Source organism: Epibacterium sp. ABZ3_068 (assembly GCF_056159265.1).
The window spans coordinates 2,725,088-2,741,978 of the sequence record NZ_JBSWUV010000001.1 but is presented as its reverse complement, the minus strand read 5'-3'; the positions used below and the strand labels follow the sequence as shown (position 1 = coordinate 2,741,978).

Below are 16,891 nucleotides of genomic sequence, written 5' to 3'. Positions count from 1 at the left end.
GTATTCCCAATCCTGCGTCACCTAAGGCGCAGATAGGAGCGTGAGATGAAAGCAATCACTGACACACTGAGCGAGGCAGACGGGTTCATCCTGTCGATCTCGCGGCAGTGGATCTTGGAACTGGCAGCCCTTGGTAAAACACCTGAGGAGGTGCGCGCCCTGGCAGAACATCTGTTTCGGGCGCAAAACCCCGAACCTCAGTATCCGTTCTCAACCGCCGTTCTGACAAAACTGGGCAAGACAGCCGCGCGCATATTGAAGCAGCTTGGCGCAGAACAAGCCGCAACAGATCACATTGAAGAGTTGATCACGGCTGAGCGGCCAAAGCCCGTGCACAGGCTGTTTCGTGTGGTTGGCTTTGGAACAGCCGTGCTTTGCACCACAATGCTGGTACCCTTGGTGCTTGTCGTTGGTTCCGGGGTGGAAGAGTCTTTACTGATTGATCGTGTGACTGAGACACCACTTCTGGCGCTGACCTATGGGGTGGCCCCATTGGGCGGTGTGGTTGCGGCCCATGGGTTGCGCGACACATTCCAGACCGATAGAGCAAAACGTTGGTTTGATCGCACGATCTTTGTCGCTGCCATCGCAACCTTTGGCGCATGGGCGCATCAGTTTGGCCCGGTGTTTCTAAGCGATGTCCTTTCAGGCGGCTTTGGTACCGAGGTGGCAGATAAAACCAGCCTCAGCGAGTGGTATGCGCTGCATTTGGGTTTGGAATTTCTCGGCGGGTCTGCCGCTTATATCGCTGCAACCCATTTGCTGACCTATGGCGCGCATAAAGTGGCGCAGGTCAGTGCCAAAGCCATCACCCTAAAAGACCTGCTGTCCCAACGCAGTGAAGATGCGCTCACGGTGGCACAGCAGCGCGACGCCATGGCCGCCGCACCCCATCATTATGCTGCGGCGCTGCAGGCGTTTCAGGATCGTGTGGTTCTGAAGGTGGAGATGGCGCAGCAGTTTCTCGCAGCAAAAACAGCAACAGACAGTGTCAACGCCCTGATCGCACTCAAGCGCGATTGGCAAAGCTTTGAGGAGGAAACACATGTATAAATTGCTTTCTAAAACCCTGACGGCAAGTCTTCTGGCCAGCACGGCGCAGGCGATGGAGTTTTCCGTAGCCCTGCCGGAAACACTGCCGGAGGGACCGGAGGCCGTGCAATCTGAACTCTGGTCGTTCTTCACCGAAGACATTGGCCCTGGTGATAGCCTTTATGTTCATAATGCCTCAGACCCCGGCGAAATCGCCGTCATCCATATCCCCGATGATCCGCGATTTGAGCGGGCCAAATGGCGCATTAAGCGCTTTGCCAAAGAAGCCCGAGCGGTTGGGGCTTTTGTCAAAACCATCTCCTCAGGTGATGGGGCCACCGATCTCACCGGGCTTTTGCGTCATGAGGCCACCAGCCGCCTTGACCCTGCGGCTGAGCGGCATCTGCTGTTCATCGGCTCGGTGATCAACAGCTCAGCAGATCGCGCCGCAACAGATCCAACCTTTGATCTGCGCAAGGGGGAGACATTGCGGGTGCCCTCACCAGCCCATATCCAACAACCGCTGTCCATCTCGCCCTGGGGCATGGGCGCGGCAGGACCGACAGGTCTGCAGAATGTCTCGGTGCATATCTGCCCAATGGGTGATGCGCTGTCCTCTGATGAGGAAGCGGCATATCAGCAGTTCTGGTCCCATTACATCGCTGCACGTGGTGGCACCCTGGTGAGCTGGAGCGACAATCTGCCAAGCTGCTTTACCCGGTTTGCGGCGCAAGCCAACACGCCTTTGACGGTGGAGCCCTTTGTTGAGCCCCATGGGGCTGGTGCCGTCGAGATGCGCGAGATCAATCGCGGCGCGGTGGGATCAACAGCGGTGACAGGCGCGTATGTTGCGCGTTTTAATCTCTTTGCCTCCAAACCGCATCCCAGCCTCAAAGGGGTCGAGGTGACCACCGGCACGCTCTATATGCAAGACAACTACCCGGATCGGTTTGAAAGCGCCTGGTGCTACTTCAACATCACCAAATCCGGGATCACCCAGCGTTTTGATCTTGGCACCAAAGCCTATGGCAAACCAGTTGAGCCTGGGAGTGCCACCGCATCTGCGTTGCGGGCCAGCGGCATCTCAAGAGCGGCCTTTGAAGCGGGCAAAACTGTCTGCCAATGGCCCGCGTCGTAAGCATTTCCACGGCTCACACATAAGCTGACTCACACACAGGTTAACTTAACACGGGGCGCGCTATGCGCCCCGTCTTTTGTTTGGAGCGTCACCGCATAATCCGCCCACTCTACGCCCGCCATAAGCCCATGTGATATCGCAAAAAATCCGACGGTTCCTTCAGTTGAGGCGCACCGCGCCTCGTTCATCTGGAGGACGCTATATGACGCTGATCACACGAAGACACCTTCTGGCCGGAGCTGCCAGTTTTGCAGCAACAGGTGCCTATTCCTCAAACGGAGCCTCAGGCGGGTTTTACACTGGCTATCCAGACCAGATCACCGGCTGGAGCGCGCGCTACTTCAAGCCTGAGGAATTTGCATCCAATGGCAATGGCCTCGTGAAGATCTCCGCAAGGCTCATCGCGGAATTGGATCAGGTGCGCGACAAGCTGGAACACCCCATTATCATCACCTCCGGTTATCGCGACCCGCCGTGGAACAAAGCGGTTGGCGGCGCAACACACAGCCGTCACCTGATCTCAGACGCGGTTGATATCTCACTGCAGAGCTACAGCGCGGCAGAGCGCACCCGTTTGGCCTCGCTCTTGATGACCCACGGCTTCACGAGCTTTGGCACATATCGGCACATCCCACACATGTTGCACGCGGACATGCGCCCCAAAGCTGCAACCTGGCATTCTGGCGGCGGCACACGTCCCATGTGGCTCTCCCGCGCGATGCGCAAACATGGCTGGACACCCGGCATCGGCCCCACGCGCTGATCATCCATGCTGCGCAGCCACGGCGGCGCAGCATCCTCTCTCACACCCCTTCGTTTTGATCTTGCATATGAGGCATTCTCCATGAGTAACCGACCTGCTTTAAAACCTGTTCTACAAATCATTGGCGATCTTCTGAGCGCCGGTCTCTGCTCCTGTATGGCCTGGCTCTTTTGGACCGCAGGCGTGGGCGACTGGGCGCTGCTCAGGCTCTTTGCCGCCATCTTTGCCGCAGGCGCGCTCCAGCCGCTGGTCAAAGGCCTCTATGGCCTTCTGCGCCTTATCCTGCGCCAACGCAGCTGGGCCCGGTTCCAGCGCCAAGGTGCCGCCCCAAAGGCAGATAAGCTGGCAAGCAGCGAAGATCTCTCCACCCGGGGTATGTTCAAATGAGCCTGCCTTTCAAACGGACCAAACCTGGCACGGTCCGCGCTGCAATCGACCCCGAGGGACAGCGCCTGCTTGGGCTGGATATCGAGACCAAACAGCCCGTTTTTGCCCCCAAAGGCCACAGTTCCACCTATGCTGCCAATGGCAGCGGCAAGACCACCTCCGTTGCGGTGCCCGCCGTGATGAGCTTTGCCTGTAGTGAACCGCATAAAGCGATTGCAGTCCTGGACAGTAAAGACGGTGAGCTCGCCAGCCAACTGGCCCCGATGCTTGAACGCATGGGCCGTAAAGTGGCTGTTATTGACGATATGGGCACGCGCCCCGAGCTTGCGCATCTCAGGGTGCATCTCAACCCTTTTGGCGCGGCCTGCGCAACCTATCAGCGCGATGCGCGCGATGTGCGCTTTTCCACGCAAGCCATCGCCGAAACTCTGGTGCCCGAGCCTGCAGAAGGCGATGCCAAGAACAAATACTTCCGCGATGTGCCGCGCGATATCATCGGCTTTGCCCTCCATGCAACGTTGTCGCGCAACCCTGAGCAGGCCACACCCGGGGCGGTGGCCGGGCTGTTGAGCGATCCGGACATGCTCAAATACATCACCGAGGTGGAAGTTGCGGAAGGCAGTCCGCTGCTGCAATCCGAAGCCCGGACCCTGATTGAAGCCTCGGCGCAAGACAATTGGGGGCAACATCTCAGTGAGGCGCGCCGGGCCTTGCAGCTGTTTGCACCGGGCACACGCCTGCATGATGTCGGAACGCACAAACCAAAATCCCATTTCGAGCTAATCAATCAAGGCTATGTCATCTTCATTGTTGGCCCGCAGCGGTTCTTAAATCTCTGCGCCTCCTATTACGCTCTCCACATCCAGGCCTTTTGTGATGCGCTTTATGATCAGGCGGGCGCTTTGCGGGTCATTGCCGATGAGTTCACCAATACCCCTCTAAAATCACTTGTAGCAGCGCTAACAACGCTCAGAGCCTATGGAGGCGAGATCCATATGATCAGCCAGTCCCGCTCAGAGGTGGTCCGTAAATTTGGCGCAAAAGAAACCCAAACCATCGAGGACAACAGCATCACCATGCAGTGGCTGTCCTTCTCCTTTGATGAGGCGAGCCGCGTGTCAAAAGCGATGGGGGAAGGTCATACGGTGATGCGCGGCATCAGCGGCAGCGCCGCTGAGCTCAAAACCCAAACCAACCTCAGCCTTGCAAAACAGCCCCATATGACACCGGCTGAGCTGATGGCTCTGCCGCGCAACTGGATCATGAACCACGTTAAGGGGTTGGGGTTTTTCTTCACCGAACGTCTGACCCAGGCCAATATTTGGCCCTACTGCGATCACTACGCCGACAACGCGCTGGAAGGCGCGCGCCTGCCGTCGGATCCCAAAGTGACCTTTGTCGCGCCCGCTGGCTTTATTGGAGGTGTAGCATGATTGGACGCGGCAGTGGTGCCTGCCAGTTTCCACGCGCCTTCAAGTGCGAGCACTTCCCTGCGCGCAGGTTCGTGCTCGGGCGAGTGCTCAGTTTAATGCCCAGCCTAATGTTCAGTTTAATGTACGGAGGCGAGGCACTCAGCGTCACGCGGCATATAGATCCGATCTTTCAGTCCGAACCGCAACTGCAACGCCACCCGGGCCGAGATCTTCAACCCGGCCAGCACCGTCTCAGCGGTGGCGATGCCTCGGGCAATGGTCTCATCACAATGGGCGCGATCCTCGGAGTCAAAAAGCATCCAAGGTTCAACCGCTTGCCAGAACTGCGCGTAGCTCAGGGGCTGCAACCAGTCTTCAACGGCTTGGATATCTTCAAACATGCTCTGATCATACCACGCCCCGCACATGCCTTGCAAATTTGGAGCGTATTCTCATGAGCTTATCCCCCTATGACGCAGTACGAGAGACCTATCGGCTGGCGCTTCAACACTCCCTGCAAAGAGCTTTGGTGACCCAGAAAGATTGGGAACAGTATTTAAAGATCGCACATGAGGCAGCCACGCGCACCGATCAGGAAAACACCTCGTTCCAGCAAGACTACAAACACCGCCTGGTAGAGGCCTATGACGTCATCTTGCGTGAGCAAAATGCGCGCCAGTTGAACCACCCAAAGCCCAGCTGGGCCGTGGACACCCCACTGAGCAATGAGCGTCTCAATCTCATGGCGCGCAACCGCGTGCAGGCCGATCACGACGCGCGTCTGTTGATGATCCGCACCGATGAGATGGATCAATATCAAGACCTGTCCAAAGACTTGGCGGCCCGCGCAAAGATCCGCAGCCAGGCGCGCGATCAGCGCAAAGACCAGGCCAAAGAGGCCTTCGCCCAAGTGAAGACAAAAGATCCGCAGCACACACCCAGTCGATCCGGCCCAACCCGTTCATAACAGGAGACCAACCAGATGAGCACTCAATCAGATCAACGTGACCGCATTCAAGCCGCCCGCGACAGCTATTCGGGCAAAAGTCTGACCAACAGTCAGTTGCAGTCCGCCTGGGCGATTTCCAGCATTTTGCACAGCCAAATACAAAAAACAGGCTCGTTCCGTGAACCGCTCACAGATTACGCCCACGCCTTTGCGCGCGGTGAACGCTTTGATGCGCTGCGCGCGGAAACCATTTTGCGCGATATCTATACCGCCCGCTATGAGCAAAGCCTCAACCAAACCCGAGAAAGCCTCTTGGAGCGTGAGAAGGCCTTGCCAGAGACCGCGCAGGCCCGCGCCCTGGCACAGGCCCAATCCATCAGCGCGCGCATTCAAGACGGTGCAACCCAGCCCTTCTATCAAGCCTATGACACCGCAGCCGTGGCGCTTTCAAAAGAGCTCTCGATCACCCAGGCCGGAGCAAAGACACTGATGAAAGAGGCTTTTGAGCAAAGCCAGGGGCGCACGCTCTATGAGGTCGGCAAAGACTATGAAGACGCCTACCACCGCCCAGCCAAAGAGGCAGAGATCGCTGCTCGAAAGGCCGAACAGCTCCAAACCCGCCCGCAGGAGCGCCAGCGCACACGATAGTATGGATTAGGAAAATAATCCTGTTCAAAAAAAGACTTACGTGATTTTATGTTTCTCTTTTGTTCTCAAAGTAGAGGAGCATATGACGAAAGGAATAAAATGAAAGATATACCACAAGCCCCACCCACAACCCGTCCCAGCATTCATCTGAATTGGCAAGACTGGTTGCCCTATGTTGAGGACAGCACCGCCACTGAGGTGGAAAAACAGCAGGTTATCGAAACCCTCTGGTCCATCGTCCTCGCCTTTGTTGATCTCGGCTGGGATCTCAACACCAATCCAGAAACCCGTGGACAAAGTTTAGATCTCACCGCCGCCCTGCGCGCCGCTGTGGTACAATCAGAAGAGACTGACAAGGAGGAGCTATGACACAAAAAGCCGTTATATACTGTAGAGTTAGCAGTCGATCCCAGGAGACTGAGGGGCATGGCTTAGAAAGTCAGGAAACGCGCTGCAGATCCTATGCAGACACCAAAGGCTATGAGATCGCAGCGGTCTTTCCTGACACGATCACAGGCGGTGGGGATTTTATGAAACGCCCTGGCATGGTCGCATTGTTGTCGTTTTTGGATGCACAGCCCGATGAAAGCTTTGTGGTGATCTTTGATGATCTGAAACGCTTTGCGCGTGACACGCGTTTCCATCTGGACCTGCGTGATGCGTTTCGCAAGCGTGGTGCCATAATCGAATGCTTGAACTTCACCTTCGACGAAAGCCCGGAGAGCGAGTTTGTTGAGACCATTATGGCCGCGCAAGGCCAGCTTGAGCGCAAACAAAATGGTCGCCAAGTTGTCCAGAAGATGAAAGCACGCATGGAATCGGGCTATTACACCTTCTCAGCGCCGTTTGGATACCGCTACGACAAAACCCAGGGGCATGGAAAAATGCTTGTGCGTGACGAGCCTAAGGCCAGCATTGTGCAGGAAGCGCTGGAAGGATACGCCAACGGGCGTTTTACCAATCAGGTCGATATCCGCAATTTTCTGAACACCAAGCCGGAATTTCCAAAGGGCAAGAATGGGGTGGTGCGACAGCAGGAGGTCACGCGGCTTCTCAATCGAGAGGTCTATTGCGGATTGATCAGCTACGCGCCTTGGGGCATCTCAAAGATCAAAGGGCACCACGAACCAATAGTCTCCGCAGAGACGTTCTGGCGCATCCAGGAACGGAGAAAACACCGCGCGATTGCACCCGCGCGAAAGAACATCGGCAATGATTTTGCCTTGCGTGGGGTAGCAGTCTGCAACGACTGTGGCGCGCCCCTTCGCTCTTGCTGGTCAAAGGGCAAGACAAAACACCATCCCTACTATCTGTGTCAAACTAAGAGTTGCCAAAGCTACGGCAAGTCGATCCGCCGCGACAAGCTGGAGGGAGATGTCGGCGAACTTCTTCGCCTGCTTGAACCAAACCCGAGTCTGTTTGCGATGGCAAAAGCCATGTTCCGTACTGCCTGGGACATGCGCGCTGCGCAGGTGGCACATGAGGCCAAGACCGTTCAGAAGCAAATTGCTGAGGCACAAAAACAGATTGATGCCCTGTTGGACCGCATTGTTGAAAGCGACAGTCCAACGGTGATCAAAGCTTACGAGAAAAAGATCGACACTCTTGAAACAGAGAAGATCCTTTTAGAAGAAAATCAAGCAAACCCAACCCGTTCGACACGTGACTTTGACGCCGCGCTAGAACTCTCGCTGATGTTCCTGTCAAAGCCTTGGAAACTCTGGGAAAGTGGCAATATCGCAATACGTAGAACAGTGCTGAAACTGGTGTTTGCAGACCGTCTTTCATACTGCCGCGAAACAGGAGCTAGAACACCCCAATTATCCATGCCCTTCAAGGCTTTGACAGGTGTTTCAGGTGTCTTGGGAAGTAATGGTGGGTCGTGAGAGGCTCGAACTCCCGACATCTTCGGTGTAAACGAAGCGCTCTACCAACTGAGCTAACGACCCGTTGGGCGGGGGTTTAGCGACAGAATTATGAAGGTGCAAGTGGCCTTTGGCGGAAAATTTGAAATTTCTGCGATCTAAACCGTTGGCAGGCTGTTTCGGCGGATCATAGTGCGCAGCGAAAAGCTGGACCGTGTGTTGCGAATACCGGGCACGCGCATCAATTGCTGTTCCAGAAACCGGTCAAAATGATTGAGGTCCTTTGCAACAACCCGCAACAACATGTCCCGTGTTCCTGTCATCAGATGACATTCCATTACCTGCTCAAAAGGTCTTACAGCGGCCTCAAACGCCTGCAAGGCCTGTGCGCTCTGGTGTTCAAGCTCGACTTCCACAAAGATCGTAACCGTCAGGCCAAGCTCTTCCGGATTCACCCGCGCGCCATAGCCTTCAATCACCCCCCGATCTTCCAAAGTGGCCACACGACGGGCACAGGGCGTTGGCGACAGGCCGACCTTTTCAGACAGCTCCGCCATCGTGATGCGCCCATCCTGCTGCAGCGCGCGAAGAATCTTGTGATCAATCAAATCCATGCAGCTTTTCACCAAAATTTTTCAAATCACACAGATTATACACTAAAATCCCCCTCAAAGAAGACAGTTATTGGCGAAAACCTGCATCTCGCAGCCCTTATTATTGGTCGCAAATCAGTAGGAGAGCCACATGCAAGTGACCCCGGTCCCCAGTGACACCCACGAAGCAATCTATCACGTCAGCGCGCCTGACGTCGGTTTACTCGGTTTTATCGCCATTCATTCCACGCAGCTTGGCCCCGCAGCGGGCGGTTTGCGCATGCGCGCTTATGAAAGCCCGGAAGAGGCGCTGATGGATGTCAAGCGATTGAGCGAAGGCATGACATTCAAAAACGCCGCCGCAGGCCTGTCCCTTGGCGGCGGCAAGGCGGTCATCATTGGAGACCCGGCAACTCAGAAAACCCCTGAGCTGTTACGTGCTTTTGCTCGCGCCATCCAATCCCTGGAGGGGCGTTATATCACTGCGGAAGACATGGGGATGAGCCCATCGGACATGGCCATTTTGGCGGAGGAAACCGATTTTGTGGCTGGCCTGGCAGAGGGTGAATTTGCCAGTGGCGACCCCTCCCCCGTGACGGCTCGCGGAATATTCAACGCGATCCGCACCACCTGGACCCACAAACACGGCACCAGCGCTTTGGAAGGTATTACAGTTGCGGTCCAAGGGCTGGGCAATGTCGGCTGGCACCTCTGCAGTTTTCTCCATGATGCGGGCGCAAAACTTATTGTGACAGACGTCGATGCCGACCGGATCCAAAAAGCGCAGGAGATCTTTGGCGCGGTGGCTGTGACCACTGACGCGATCTACGCGGCGGACGCCGATATCTTTGCCCCCTGTGCCATCGGCGGCATTCTGAATGCGCAGACCATTCCACAGCTGCGGGTGAGTGTCGTGGCGGGAGGCGCCAACAATCAATTGGCAACAGACGCAGATGCGGGACGACTGCATGCCAAGGGTATTCTTTATGCGCCAGATTTCGTCGCAAATGGCGGCGGCATCATCAACGTCGCAACTGAGGTCGAGCAGATCCGGGAGCGTGAGGCATTTGTAAAATCAAAATTGCAAGCTCTGGATGAGACGTTGAAAAACATGCTTATCCAAGCGTCGAAACAGGATGTAAGCCCTGCGGATGTCGCCATTGCAACCGTAGAAGAGCAAATGGCGTCACAAGCCGCTTGAACCTGCGCGCCGCCTTCCATACAAGGCGCGCGCTACCTGTTGCGGAACAGACAGCACAGGCAGCCAATCATCCAGTTGGGGAAAACATCAAAGCGCCAGATTAAGGCGGCCTAAACAATTAGGACAACTGCAAAGGGCGGCCCGATGGCCGCCCTTTTTTGGTTTGATCATAGAGGGTCACGCTGACTTAATGCGCGGTTGCGCCCTGACCGGACTCCTTGTTTTCAATCGCAGCCTGGGCAGCGGCGGCCTCTTCGGCCTCCTCATCCCATTCGATTGGTTCAGGTGTGGCAGTCAGCGCGATTTTCAGCACTTCGGACACGTTGCTCACAGTGATAATGTCCAGGCCCTCTTTGACGTTATCCGGGATCTCCGGCAGGTCCTTTGCGTTTTCTTCCGGGATCAGCACGGTTTTGATCCCGCCACGCAGCGCAGCCAGCAGTTTCTCCTTCAGACCGCCAATCGCCAGCGCATTCCCACGCAGGGTAACTTCGCCGGTCATGGCGATATCCTTGCGCACCGGGATCTGCGTCAACACCGACACAATAGAAGTCACCATCGCCAGACCCGCACTTGGGCCGTCTTTTGGCGTGGCCCCTTCGGGCACGTGAACGTGGATGTCCCACTTGTCGAATTTAGGCGGTTTGATCCCCAGCTGCGGCGAGACAGAGCGCACATATGAGGACGCCGCCTCGATCGACTCCTTCATCACATCACCCAGCTTACCGGTGGTTTTCATCCGACCTTTGCCCGGCAGGCGCAGCGCTTCAATGGACAAGAGCTCACCGCCGACCGAAGTATAGGCCAGACCGGTGACAACGCCGATCTGATCTTCCTTTTCGGCCAGACCAAAACGATACTTGGGCACGCCCAGGAATTCATCCAGATTGTCCGGCGTGACAGTCACGCTTTCAGCTTCCTTCTTGACGATCTTGGTCAAAGACTTCCGCGCGACCTTCGCAATCTCACGCTCCAGATTCCGCACGCCTGCCTCGCGGGTATAGGTGCGGATAATATCCGTCAGCGCGTCTTCCTGCAGTTCAAATTCCTTGGCCTTGAGCCCGTGGTTTTTGACCTGTTTGGAAATCAGGTGCTGCTTGGCGATCTCGCGCTTTTCATCTTCGGTATACCCCGACAGCGGAATGATCTCCATCCGGTCCATCAGCGGGCCCGGCATGTTGTAGCTGTTCGAGGTGGTCAGGAACATCACGTTGGACAGATCATATTCCACCTCAAGGTAGTGGTCCATAAAGGTGTTGTTCTGTTCCGGATCCAGAACCTCCAACATCGCAGACGCCGGATCGCCCCGGAAGTCCTGACCCATCTTGTCGATCTCATCCAAGAGGATCAGCGGATTGGTGGTTTTGGCCTTTTTCAACGCCTGAATGATCTTACCCGGCATGGACCCAATATAGGTCCGGCGGTGACCGCGGATCTCAGACTCATCCCGCACCCCACCCAGGGCGATGCGGATAAACTCGCGCCCGGTGGCTTTGGCCACCGATTTCCCCAGCGAGGTTTTACCCACACCCGGAGGGCCAACAAGGCACAGGATCGGCCCCTTTAGCTTGGCAGACCGCTGTTGCACCGCAAGATATTCAACAATGCGTTCTTTGACCTTTTCCAGACCGTAGTGATCCTGGTCCAGGATCTGTTCAGCACGTCCCAGATCCTTTTTGACGCGGGATTTGGTGCCCCACGGGATCGACAGCATCCAGTCCAGATAGTTGCGCACCACGGTGGCTTCGGCCGACATGGGCGACATGTTCTTGAGCTTCTTCAGCTCGGCATCGGCTTTCTCGCGCGCTTCTTTGGAGAGTTTGGTTGCGGCGATTTTCTCTTCCAGCTCGGCAATTTCGCCTGCGCCTTCTTCACCGTCACCCAACTCCTTCTGAATGGCCTTCATCTGCTCATTCAGGTAATACTCGCGCTGGGTTTTCTCCATCTGAGATTTGACGCGAGTCTTGATCTTCTTCTCGACCTGCAAGACGGACATTTCGCCCTGCATCAAACCATAGACCTTCTCAAGGCGTTCGCTGACAGACAGCGTTTCCAGAAGCTCCTGTTTGCGATCAACCTCAATGCCCAGATGACCGGACACAAGATCAGCCAGTTTTGCAGGCTCAGCAGTCTCCCCTACGGCGGCCAGCGCCTCTTCGGGGATATTTTTACGGACTTTGGCATAACGCTCAAATTCATCACCCACCGTGCGCACCAGCGCCTCGGTTGTGGTGACATCGCCGGGAATTTCGGTCAGCGCCTCGACCCGCGCTTCAAAGAAATTCTCATTCTCTAGAAAATCGGTGATTTTTACACGACCCTGCCCTTCGACAAGCACTTTTACAGTGCCATCTGGCAGTTTCAGAAGCTGAAGGACATTGGCCAGAACGCCAACGTCATAAATCCCGTCGATTTCCGGATCGTCCTCGGACGGATCAATCTGGCTTGAAAGCAGGATCTGTTTGTCATCCGCCATCACCTCTTCCAGCGCGCGCACCGATTTGTCACGGCCCACGAACAGCGGCACGATCATATGTGGAAACACCACGATATCGCGCAGCGGCAGAACAGGATAGGAGGAATTGAGTGGCTCTTGCATACTCGGTCCTTTGTTTGGCAAGACGCGCAGGCCCCGGTTCCCGGCAGCCTCGGCGTCTCCTCTTTGGAGCTTTTTATGTGGTCAGGTGGCCTGTGTTTTTCAAGCAACCTGCGTTTAGCAACCACATTGCCCCTTGAAGACAGGGACCACAAGAGGGCTTTTGCGCATTAGGTTGGTAACAGGTTAACCCAAACATCCCGCCCTTGCTTTCAGCATGATTCGCCTTTTGCGAAGCTCAGAAATTGGGCCGACGTTAACTATGAAAGATACCTCTTGGCTTTACGGCTCTGCACAAAACCCGTCACGATCCATCGCGCGAGGTGCGCTGACATAGCGAAGGCGGGCTAATAACGGCAGACTCAAAAATCATAAACCAAAAATAAAATCAATAAATTATAAGAAAATTTCACCATTTCCCTCCCCCTCCAAGGGGAAAAGTTTTGCGGAAATACCCGCATTTCTTCCTGCAAAATTACGTTAACAAATGGTTAATTTTTAGTTGGCGTTGCTCACGCTTTCGTTATAACGCCAACCACCGACTGGGTTCAATTTTTAACAAGGAATAATGCTTATGAAGACCAAACTTACCTTTCTGGCTGCGACTGTTGGCTGTCTGACTGTTGGCGCAGCACAAGCTGCCACATACACCAGCCAAGCCGACTTCTTGCTGACGAACACAGCCGATGTCACAGAAGACTTTAGCAGCTTCGCTGATGTAACAAGTTCTGTAACCGGCCCCGTTACACTGTCGTCAGGGTTTACCATCAGCAGCGAATCCAACGACCTTTTCGTCTCTGCCACAGGCCAAAGCACAAACAGCTCGCAGGCCCTTGGGTCGAATTTCCCGCGATCTGACTCTTTGACCATTGACCTCGGCGGAGTGTTTACCGCTTTTGGTCTGGATATCTTCCAGAATAATGGCGGCGGTGGGCAAACAGGAAGCAACCAGGACTACACGGTCACAGCCTTTCTGAACGACATACTTGTCGATACATTTACGGCAGTGGTCGCGCCCAACGGCGGCAGCTTCTTTGGCTTTGACGACATTGGCCTTTTTGACGAGGTGAACATCTCCAACAGCAATCTGTTTGAAGTTGTCGACAATCTGGTTGCGACCAGCGAGCCCGTAGCCCCTGTCCCGCTGCCTGCGTCCTTGCCTTTGTTGCTGGGTGCAGTTGGTACAATGGCTGCTGTGCGTCGACGCAAAAAGCGCAGCTAAATTCAGAGCCCAGATTATACATCTGGGCCTGATACTCTGCCTCTAAACCCATACTATCACAACTTGAAACATCGCGGCGTGAAACGCTTGTCGCTTCACAGTGGATCGATATCTCCTTGTGCACGCACCGCATGGAAATCGGCTTCCCACGCGTCAAACGTGCCCGCCGCGATGGCCGCGCGCATGCCCTGCATGATCTCCTGGAAGTAATGCAGGTTGTGCCAGGTCAGCAGCATCCCGGAAATCATCTCGTTTGAGCGGAACACATGGTGCAGATAGGCACGGCTGTAATTGGAACAGGCCGGGCAGCTGCAGTGTTCATCCAGCGGGCGCGGATCATCTGCGTGACGCGCGTTTTTGATATTGATCTGCCCGTAGCGCGTCCACGCCTGCCCGGTCCGGCCAGAGCGCGATGGCAGCACGCAATCCATCATGTCGATGCCGCGTTTCACGGCGCCAACGATGTCATCTGGTTTACCGACCCCCATCAGATAACGAGGCTTGTCGACAGGCAGGAAATCTGGTGCATATTCGAGGCAGCCAAACATTGCGTCCTGCCCCTCGCCCACTGCCAGACCGCCAATGGCATAGCCCTCAAACCCAATGGCTTTCAGCGCTTCGGCGCTTTCTTCGCGCAAGTCCTGTTCCAACCCGCCCTGCATAATCCCGAACAGCGCATGCCCAGGGCGATCACCAAAGGCATCGCGTGACCGTTCAGCCCACCGCATCGACAGACGCATGCTTTCGGCAATGCGGTCCCGATCTGCGGGCAAGGCCGGGCATTCATCGAAACACATCACAATATCAGAACCCAAAAGACGCTGGATCTCCATTGAGCGTTCCGGCGTCAGCTCGTGTTTGGAGCCATCAATGTGCGATTTGAACGTCACGCCATGCTCCGTCAGCTTGCGCAAACCCGCCAGTGACATCACCTGAAACCCGCCACTGTCAGTCAAGATCGGGCGCTCCCAGTTCATGAACTTGTGCAAGCCACCCAGCCGGTCGATCCGCTCGGCTGTGGGGCGCAGCATCAGGTGGTAGGTGTTGCCCAACAGGATATCGGCACCGGTTGCGCGCACGCTTTCGGGCATCATCGCCTTGACGGTTGCTGCCGTCCCAACGGGCATAAAGGCAGGTGTACGAATATCCCCGCGCGGCGTATTGATCACGCCGGTGCGCGCCTTGCCGTCGGTTGCGTTCAGGGTAAATCCGAAGTCCTGTGCCATTTCATCTGTTCCCACGTGGTCCAAGGTCGCCTGAATACGCAGAGTTTGCCGATTTGCCAAGGTTGCGCAATTGCGCGCCTTACCGGAAATGCCTATGTAACTGGCACATTCCGCTTTAATCTGTTCAACAAACGCACAAAATTCATTTGAAGGAACCCACCGACATGGAACAGCTCATCATCGACCTCCTGTCGCAAAACATCGTCTTTATCGTCGCGGCAGTTCTGATTGTCCTGATCATCTTTCGCGGGGTGCGCATTGTGCCGCAATCGCAGAAGTTTGTGGTCGAACGGTTTGGCCGCCTGCATGCGGTGCTTGGCCCCGGCATCAACTTTATCATCCCGTTTCTGGACAGCGTTGCGCATAAGATCTCGATCCTGGAGCGCCAACTGCCCAATGCCTCTCAGGATGCGATCACCAAAGACAACGTCCTGGTGCAAATCGACACCTCGGTGTTCTACCGCATTCTCGAACCGGAAAAGACCGTGTATCGAATCCGCGACGTCGATGGTGCCATTGCCACAACCGTGGCCGGCATCGTCCGTGCAGAAATCGGCAAAATGGACCTGGATGAGGTGCAATCAAATCGCGCTCAGCTGATTTCACGCATTCAGGAAAGTGTTGAGGACGCGGTGGACAATTGGGGCATTGAAGTGACCCGCGCTGAAATCCTGGACGTGAACCTGGACCAGGCAACCCGTGACGCGATGCTGCAGCAGCTGAACGCGGAACGTGCGCGTCGTGCGCAGGTGACCGAAGCCGAAGGTCTGAAGCGCTCTGTCGAACTGTCGGCAGATGCAGAGCTTTATGCGGCGGAACAAACCGCCAAAGCACGCCGGATCCAAGCCGACGCTGAGGCCTATGCCACCGAAGTTGTTGCCAGAGCGATCCAGGACAACGGCATCGAAGCCGCCCAATATCAGGTTGCCCTGAAACAAGTAGAAGCGCTGACGGCCTTGGGCCAAGGCGAAGGCAAACAGACTATTGTCGTACCTGCGCAGGCGCTTGAGGCCTTTGGCGATGCCTTCAAACTGCTCAAGGGGATCAAATGATGCAGGATGCATTCTGGCTGGTCTGGTGGATTTGGGGCATCGCGGCTCTGGCCCTCTTGGTCATTGAAATCCTGGCTCCGGGTTTCATTGCGCTTGGCTTCGGCATCGGCGCGGGCTTGATCGCTGGCCTGTTTCTCATCGCACCGGATCTGGTCATTGCGCCATCATTGCTTGTTCTGTTGTTTGCGATCCTGTCGCTTGCGGCTTGGCTTGTGCTGCGGCGAATGTTCTCCTTGCCGACCGGGCAGGTCAAAACCTTTGACCACGACATCAACGACTAATCAGATATCGCAAACACACGCAAATCGCGTTTTATGAACACAAGCGCAGGCGATCGGGCGTCTTACTGCCCGCGCCCACTGGACGCCTGCGCCGGAGTTTCCTATATATTCTGTCGGATTACCATTCGAGGCACCGATGACCAACACACCTGAAACCATGGAAGGCACGCCGCTGATTGCGCCTTCAAGCGTGAACCACGCCCTCTTTGATGCGGTCGTGGCAGCCTGCCGGTCGGTGTATGACCCGGAAATTCCGGTCAACATCTATGATCTCGGCTTGATTTACACGATCGACATCACTGACGAAAACGACGTTAAAATCATCATGACCCTCACCGCACCTGGATGTCCGGTTGCAGGCGACATGCCTGGCTGGATCATCGATGCGGTCTCACCCGTGGAGGGCATCAAAAGCTGTGATGTCGAACTCACATGGGAACCGCCCTGGGGAATGGAAATGATGTCCGACGAGGCGCGCCTCGAATTGGGCTTTATGTAACCTTCCCGTGACTTGAAGCCTTGGCGT

The 16,891-nt window shown here is 55.7% G+C and carries 18 protein-coding genes and 1 tRNA gene; 14 read left to right on the top strand and 5 right to left on the bottom strand.

Annotation, left to right across the window (positions count from 1 at the left end):
- Positions 1-45: 45 nt before the first annotated feature.
- The 5 genes from ACXAEW_RS13070 (at position 46) to ACXAEW_RS13050 (ending at position 4,753) form a co-directional block, all read left to right on the top strand.
- The gene (locus ACXAEW_RS13070; RefSeq protein ID WP_474941735.1) at positions 46-1,053 is read left to right on the top strand and encodes a hypothetical protein; all 1,008 of its coding nucleotides are present in this window, start codon (positions 46-48) and stop codon (positions 1,051-1,053) included.
- Complete coding sequence (locus ACXAEW_RS13065) at positions 1,046-2,170, top strand: hypothetical protein (RefSeq protein WP_474941734.1); 1,125 nt, start codon at positions 1,046-1,048, stop codon at positions 2,168-2,170. Before ACXAEW_RS13070 ends, ACXAEW_RS13065 begins: the two co-directional genes overlap by 8 nt.
- 202 nt (positions 2,171-2,372) lie before the next feature.
- Entirely contained in the window at positions 2,373-2,933 is a 561-nt protein-coding gene (locus ACXAEW_RS13060; protein ID WP_474941733.1) for a D-Ala-D-Ala carboxypeptidase family metallohydrolase, read from the top strand.
- Positions 2,934-3,014: 81 nt separating this feature from the next.
- Positions 3,015-3,320: a hypothetical protein gene (locus ACXAEW_RS13055; protein WP_474941732.1), complete on the top strand. Its 306-nt coding sequence runs from the start codon at positions 3,015-3,017 to the stop codon at positions 3,318-3,320.
- Positions 3,317-4,753 carry a type IV secretory system conjugative DNA transfer family protein gene (locus ACXAEW_RS13050; protein WP_474941731.1) on the top strand — a complete coding sequence of 479 codons (1,437 nt, stop codon included), beginning with the start codon at positions 3,317-3,319 and terminating at the stop codon, positions 4,751-4,753. Before ACXAEW_RS13055 ends, ACXAEW_RS13050 begins: the two co-directional genes overlap by 4 nt.
- Positions 4,754-4,869: 116 nt before the next feature.
- Here the strand turns inward: ACXAEW_RS13050 and ACXAEW_RS13045 are convergent, their stop codons facing one another.
- Positions 4,870-5,133 carry a hypothetical protein gene (locus tag ACXAEW_RS13045; RefSeq protein WP_474941730.1) on the bottom strand — a complete coding sequence of 88 codons (264 nt, stop codon included), beginning with the start codon at positions 5,131-5,133 and terminating at the stop codon, positions 4,870-4,872.
- A 53-nt stretch (positions 5,134-5,186) separates the two neighbouring features.
- Here ACXAEW_RS13045 and ACXAEW_RS13040 point away from each other — a divergent pair, with 53 nt between their 5' ends.
- The 4 genes from ACXAEW_RS13040 to ACXAEW_RS13025 all read left to right on the top strand — a co-directional run bounded on the left by ACXAEW_RS13040 (position 5,187) and on the right by ACXAEW_RS13025 (position 8,215).
- On the top strand, positions 5,187-5,699 hold the full coding sequence (locus tag ACXAEW_RS13040) for a hypothetical protein (protein ID WP_474941729.1): 513 nt from the start codon (positions 5,187-5,189) through the stop codon (positions 5,697-5,699).
- Between the two features lie 15 nt (positions 5,700-5,714).
- Positions 5,715-6,329, top strand: a complete 615-nt coding sequence (locus ACXAEW_RS13035; protein ID WP_474941728.1) for a hypothetical protein — start codon at positions 5,715-5,717, stop codon at positions 6,327-6,329.
- Between the two features lie 99 nt (positions 6,330-6,428).
- Complete coding sequence (locus ACXAEW_RS13030; RefSeq protein ID WP_474941727.1) at positions 6,429-6,698, top strand: hypothetical protein; 270 nt, start codon at positions 6,429-6,431, stop codon at positions 6,696-6,698.
- Complete coding sequence (locus ACXAEW_RS13025) at positions 6,695-8,215, top strand: recombinase family protein (protein ID WP_474941726.1); 1,521 nt, start codon at positions 6,695-6,697, stop codon at positions 8,213-8,215. Before ACXAEW_RS13030 ends, ACXAEW_RS13025 begins: the two co-directional genes overlap by 4 nt.
- On the opposite strand, the gene ACXAEW_RS13020 is transcribed toward ACXAEW_RS13025, so the two are convergent.
- Positions 8,203-8,278: transfer RNA gene (locus ACXAEW_RS13020), tRNA-Val, on the bottom strand. The two genes, ACXAEW_RS13025 and ACXAEW_RS13020, sit on opposite strands and share 13 nt — an antisense overlap.
- Before the next feature lie 74 nt (positions 8,279-8,352).
- Complete coding sequence (locus ACXAEW_RS13015; RefSeq protein ID WP_474941725.1) at positions 8,353-8,808, bottom strand: Lrp/AsnC family transcriptional regulator; 456 nt, start codon at positions 8,806-8,808, stop codon at positions 8,353-8,355.
- Positions 8,809-8,938: 130 nt separating this feature from the next.
- Between ACXAEW_RS13015 and ACXAEW_RS13010 the strand changes: the two genes are divergently transcribed.
- Entirely contained in the window at positions 8,939-9,988 is a 1,050-nt protein-coding gene (locus ACXAEW_RS13010) for a Glu/Leu/Phe/Val family dehydrogenase (RefSeq protein WP_474941724.1), read from the top strand.
- 187 nt (positions 9,989-10,175) lie between these two features.
- Here ACXAEW_RS13010 and lon read toward each other — a convergent pair whose 3' ends face one another.
- Positions 10,176-12,587, bottom strand: a complete 2,412-nt coding sequence (gene lon / locus ACXAEW_RS13005; RefSeq protein WP_474941723.1) for an endopeptidase La — start codon at positions 12,585-12,587, stop codon at positions 10,176-10,178.
- A 571-nt stretch (positions 12,588-13,158) separates the two neighbouring features.
- Between lon and ACXAEW_RS13000 the strand changes: the two genes are divergently transcribed.
- The gene (locus ACXAEW_RS13000; protein ID WP_474941722.1) at positions 13,159-13,806 is read left to right on the top strand and encodes a VPLPA-CTERM sorting domain-containing protein; all 648 of its coding nucleotides are present in this window, start codon (positions 13,159-13,161) and stop codon (positions 13,804-13,806) included.
- Between the two features lie 95 nt (positions 13,807-13,901).
- Here ACXAEW_RS13000 and tgt read toward each other — a convergent pair whose 3' ends face one another.
- Positions 13,902-15,032, bottom strand: coding sequence for a tRNA guanosine(34) transglycosylase Tgt (gene tgt / locus ACXAEW_RS12995; RefSeq protein ID WP_474941721.1), 1,131 nt, complete (start codon positions 15,030-15,032; stop codon positions 13,902-13,904).
- Between the two features lie 164 nt (positions 15,033-15,196).
- Here tgt and ACXAEW_RS12990 point away from each other — a divergent pair, with 164 nt between their 5' ends.
- The 3 genes from ACXAEW_RS12990 to ACXAEW_RS12980 all read left to right on the top strand — a co-directional run bounded on the left by ACXAEW_RS12990 (position 15,197) and on the right by ACXAEW_RS12980 (position 16,864).
- The gene (locus ACXAEW_RS12990; RefSeq protein ID WP_474941720.1) at positions 15,197-16,084 is read left to right on the top strand and encodes an SPFH domain-containing protein; all 888 of its coding nucleotides are present in this window, start codon (positions 15,197-15,199) and stop codon (positions 16,082-16,084) included.
- The gene (locus ACXAEW_RS12985; protein ID WP_474941719.1) at positions 16,084-16,365 is read left to right on the top strand and encodes an NfeD family protein; all 282 of its coding nucleotides are present in this window, start codon (positions 16,084-16,086) and stop codon (positions 16,363-16,365) included. Before ACXAEW_RS12990 ends, ACXAEW_RS12985 begins: the two co-directional genes overlap by 1 nt.
- A gap of 136 nt (positions 16,366-16,501) precedes the next feature.
- Positions 16,502-16,864, top strand: a complete 363-nt coding sequence (locus tag ACXAEW_RS12980; RefSeq protein WP_474941718.1) for an SUF system Fe-S cluster assembly protein — start codon at positions 16,502-16,504, stop codon at positions 16,862-16,864.
- Positions 16,865-16,891 lie beyond the last annotated feature (27 nt).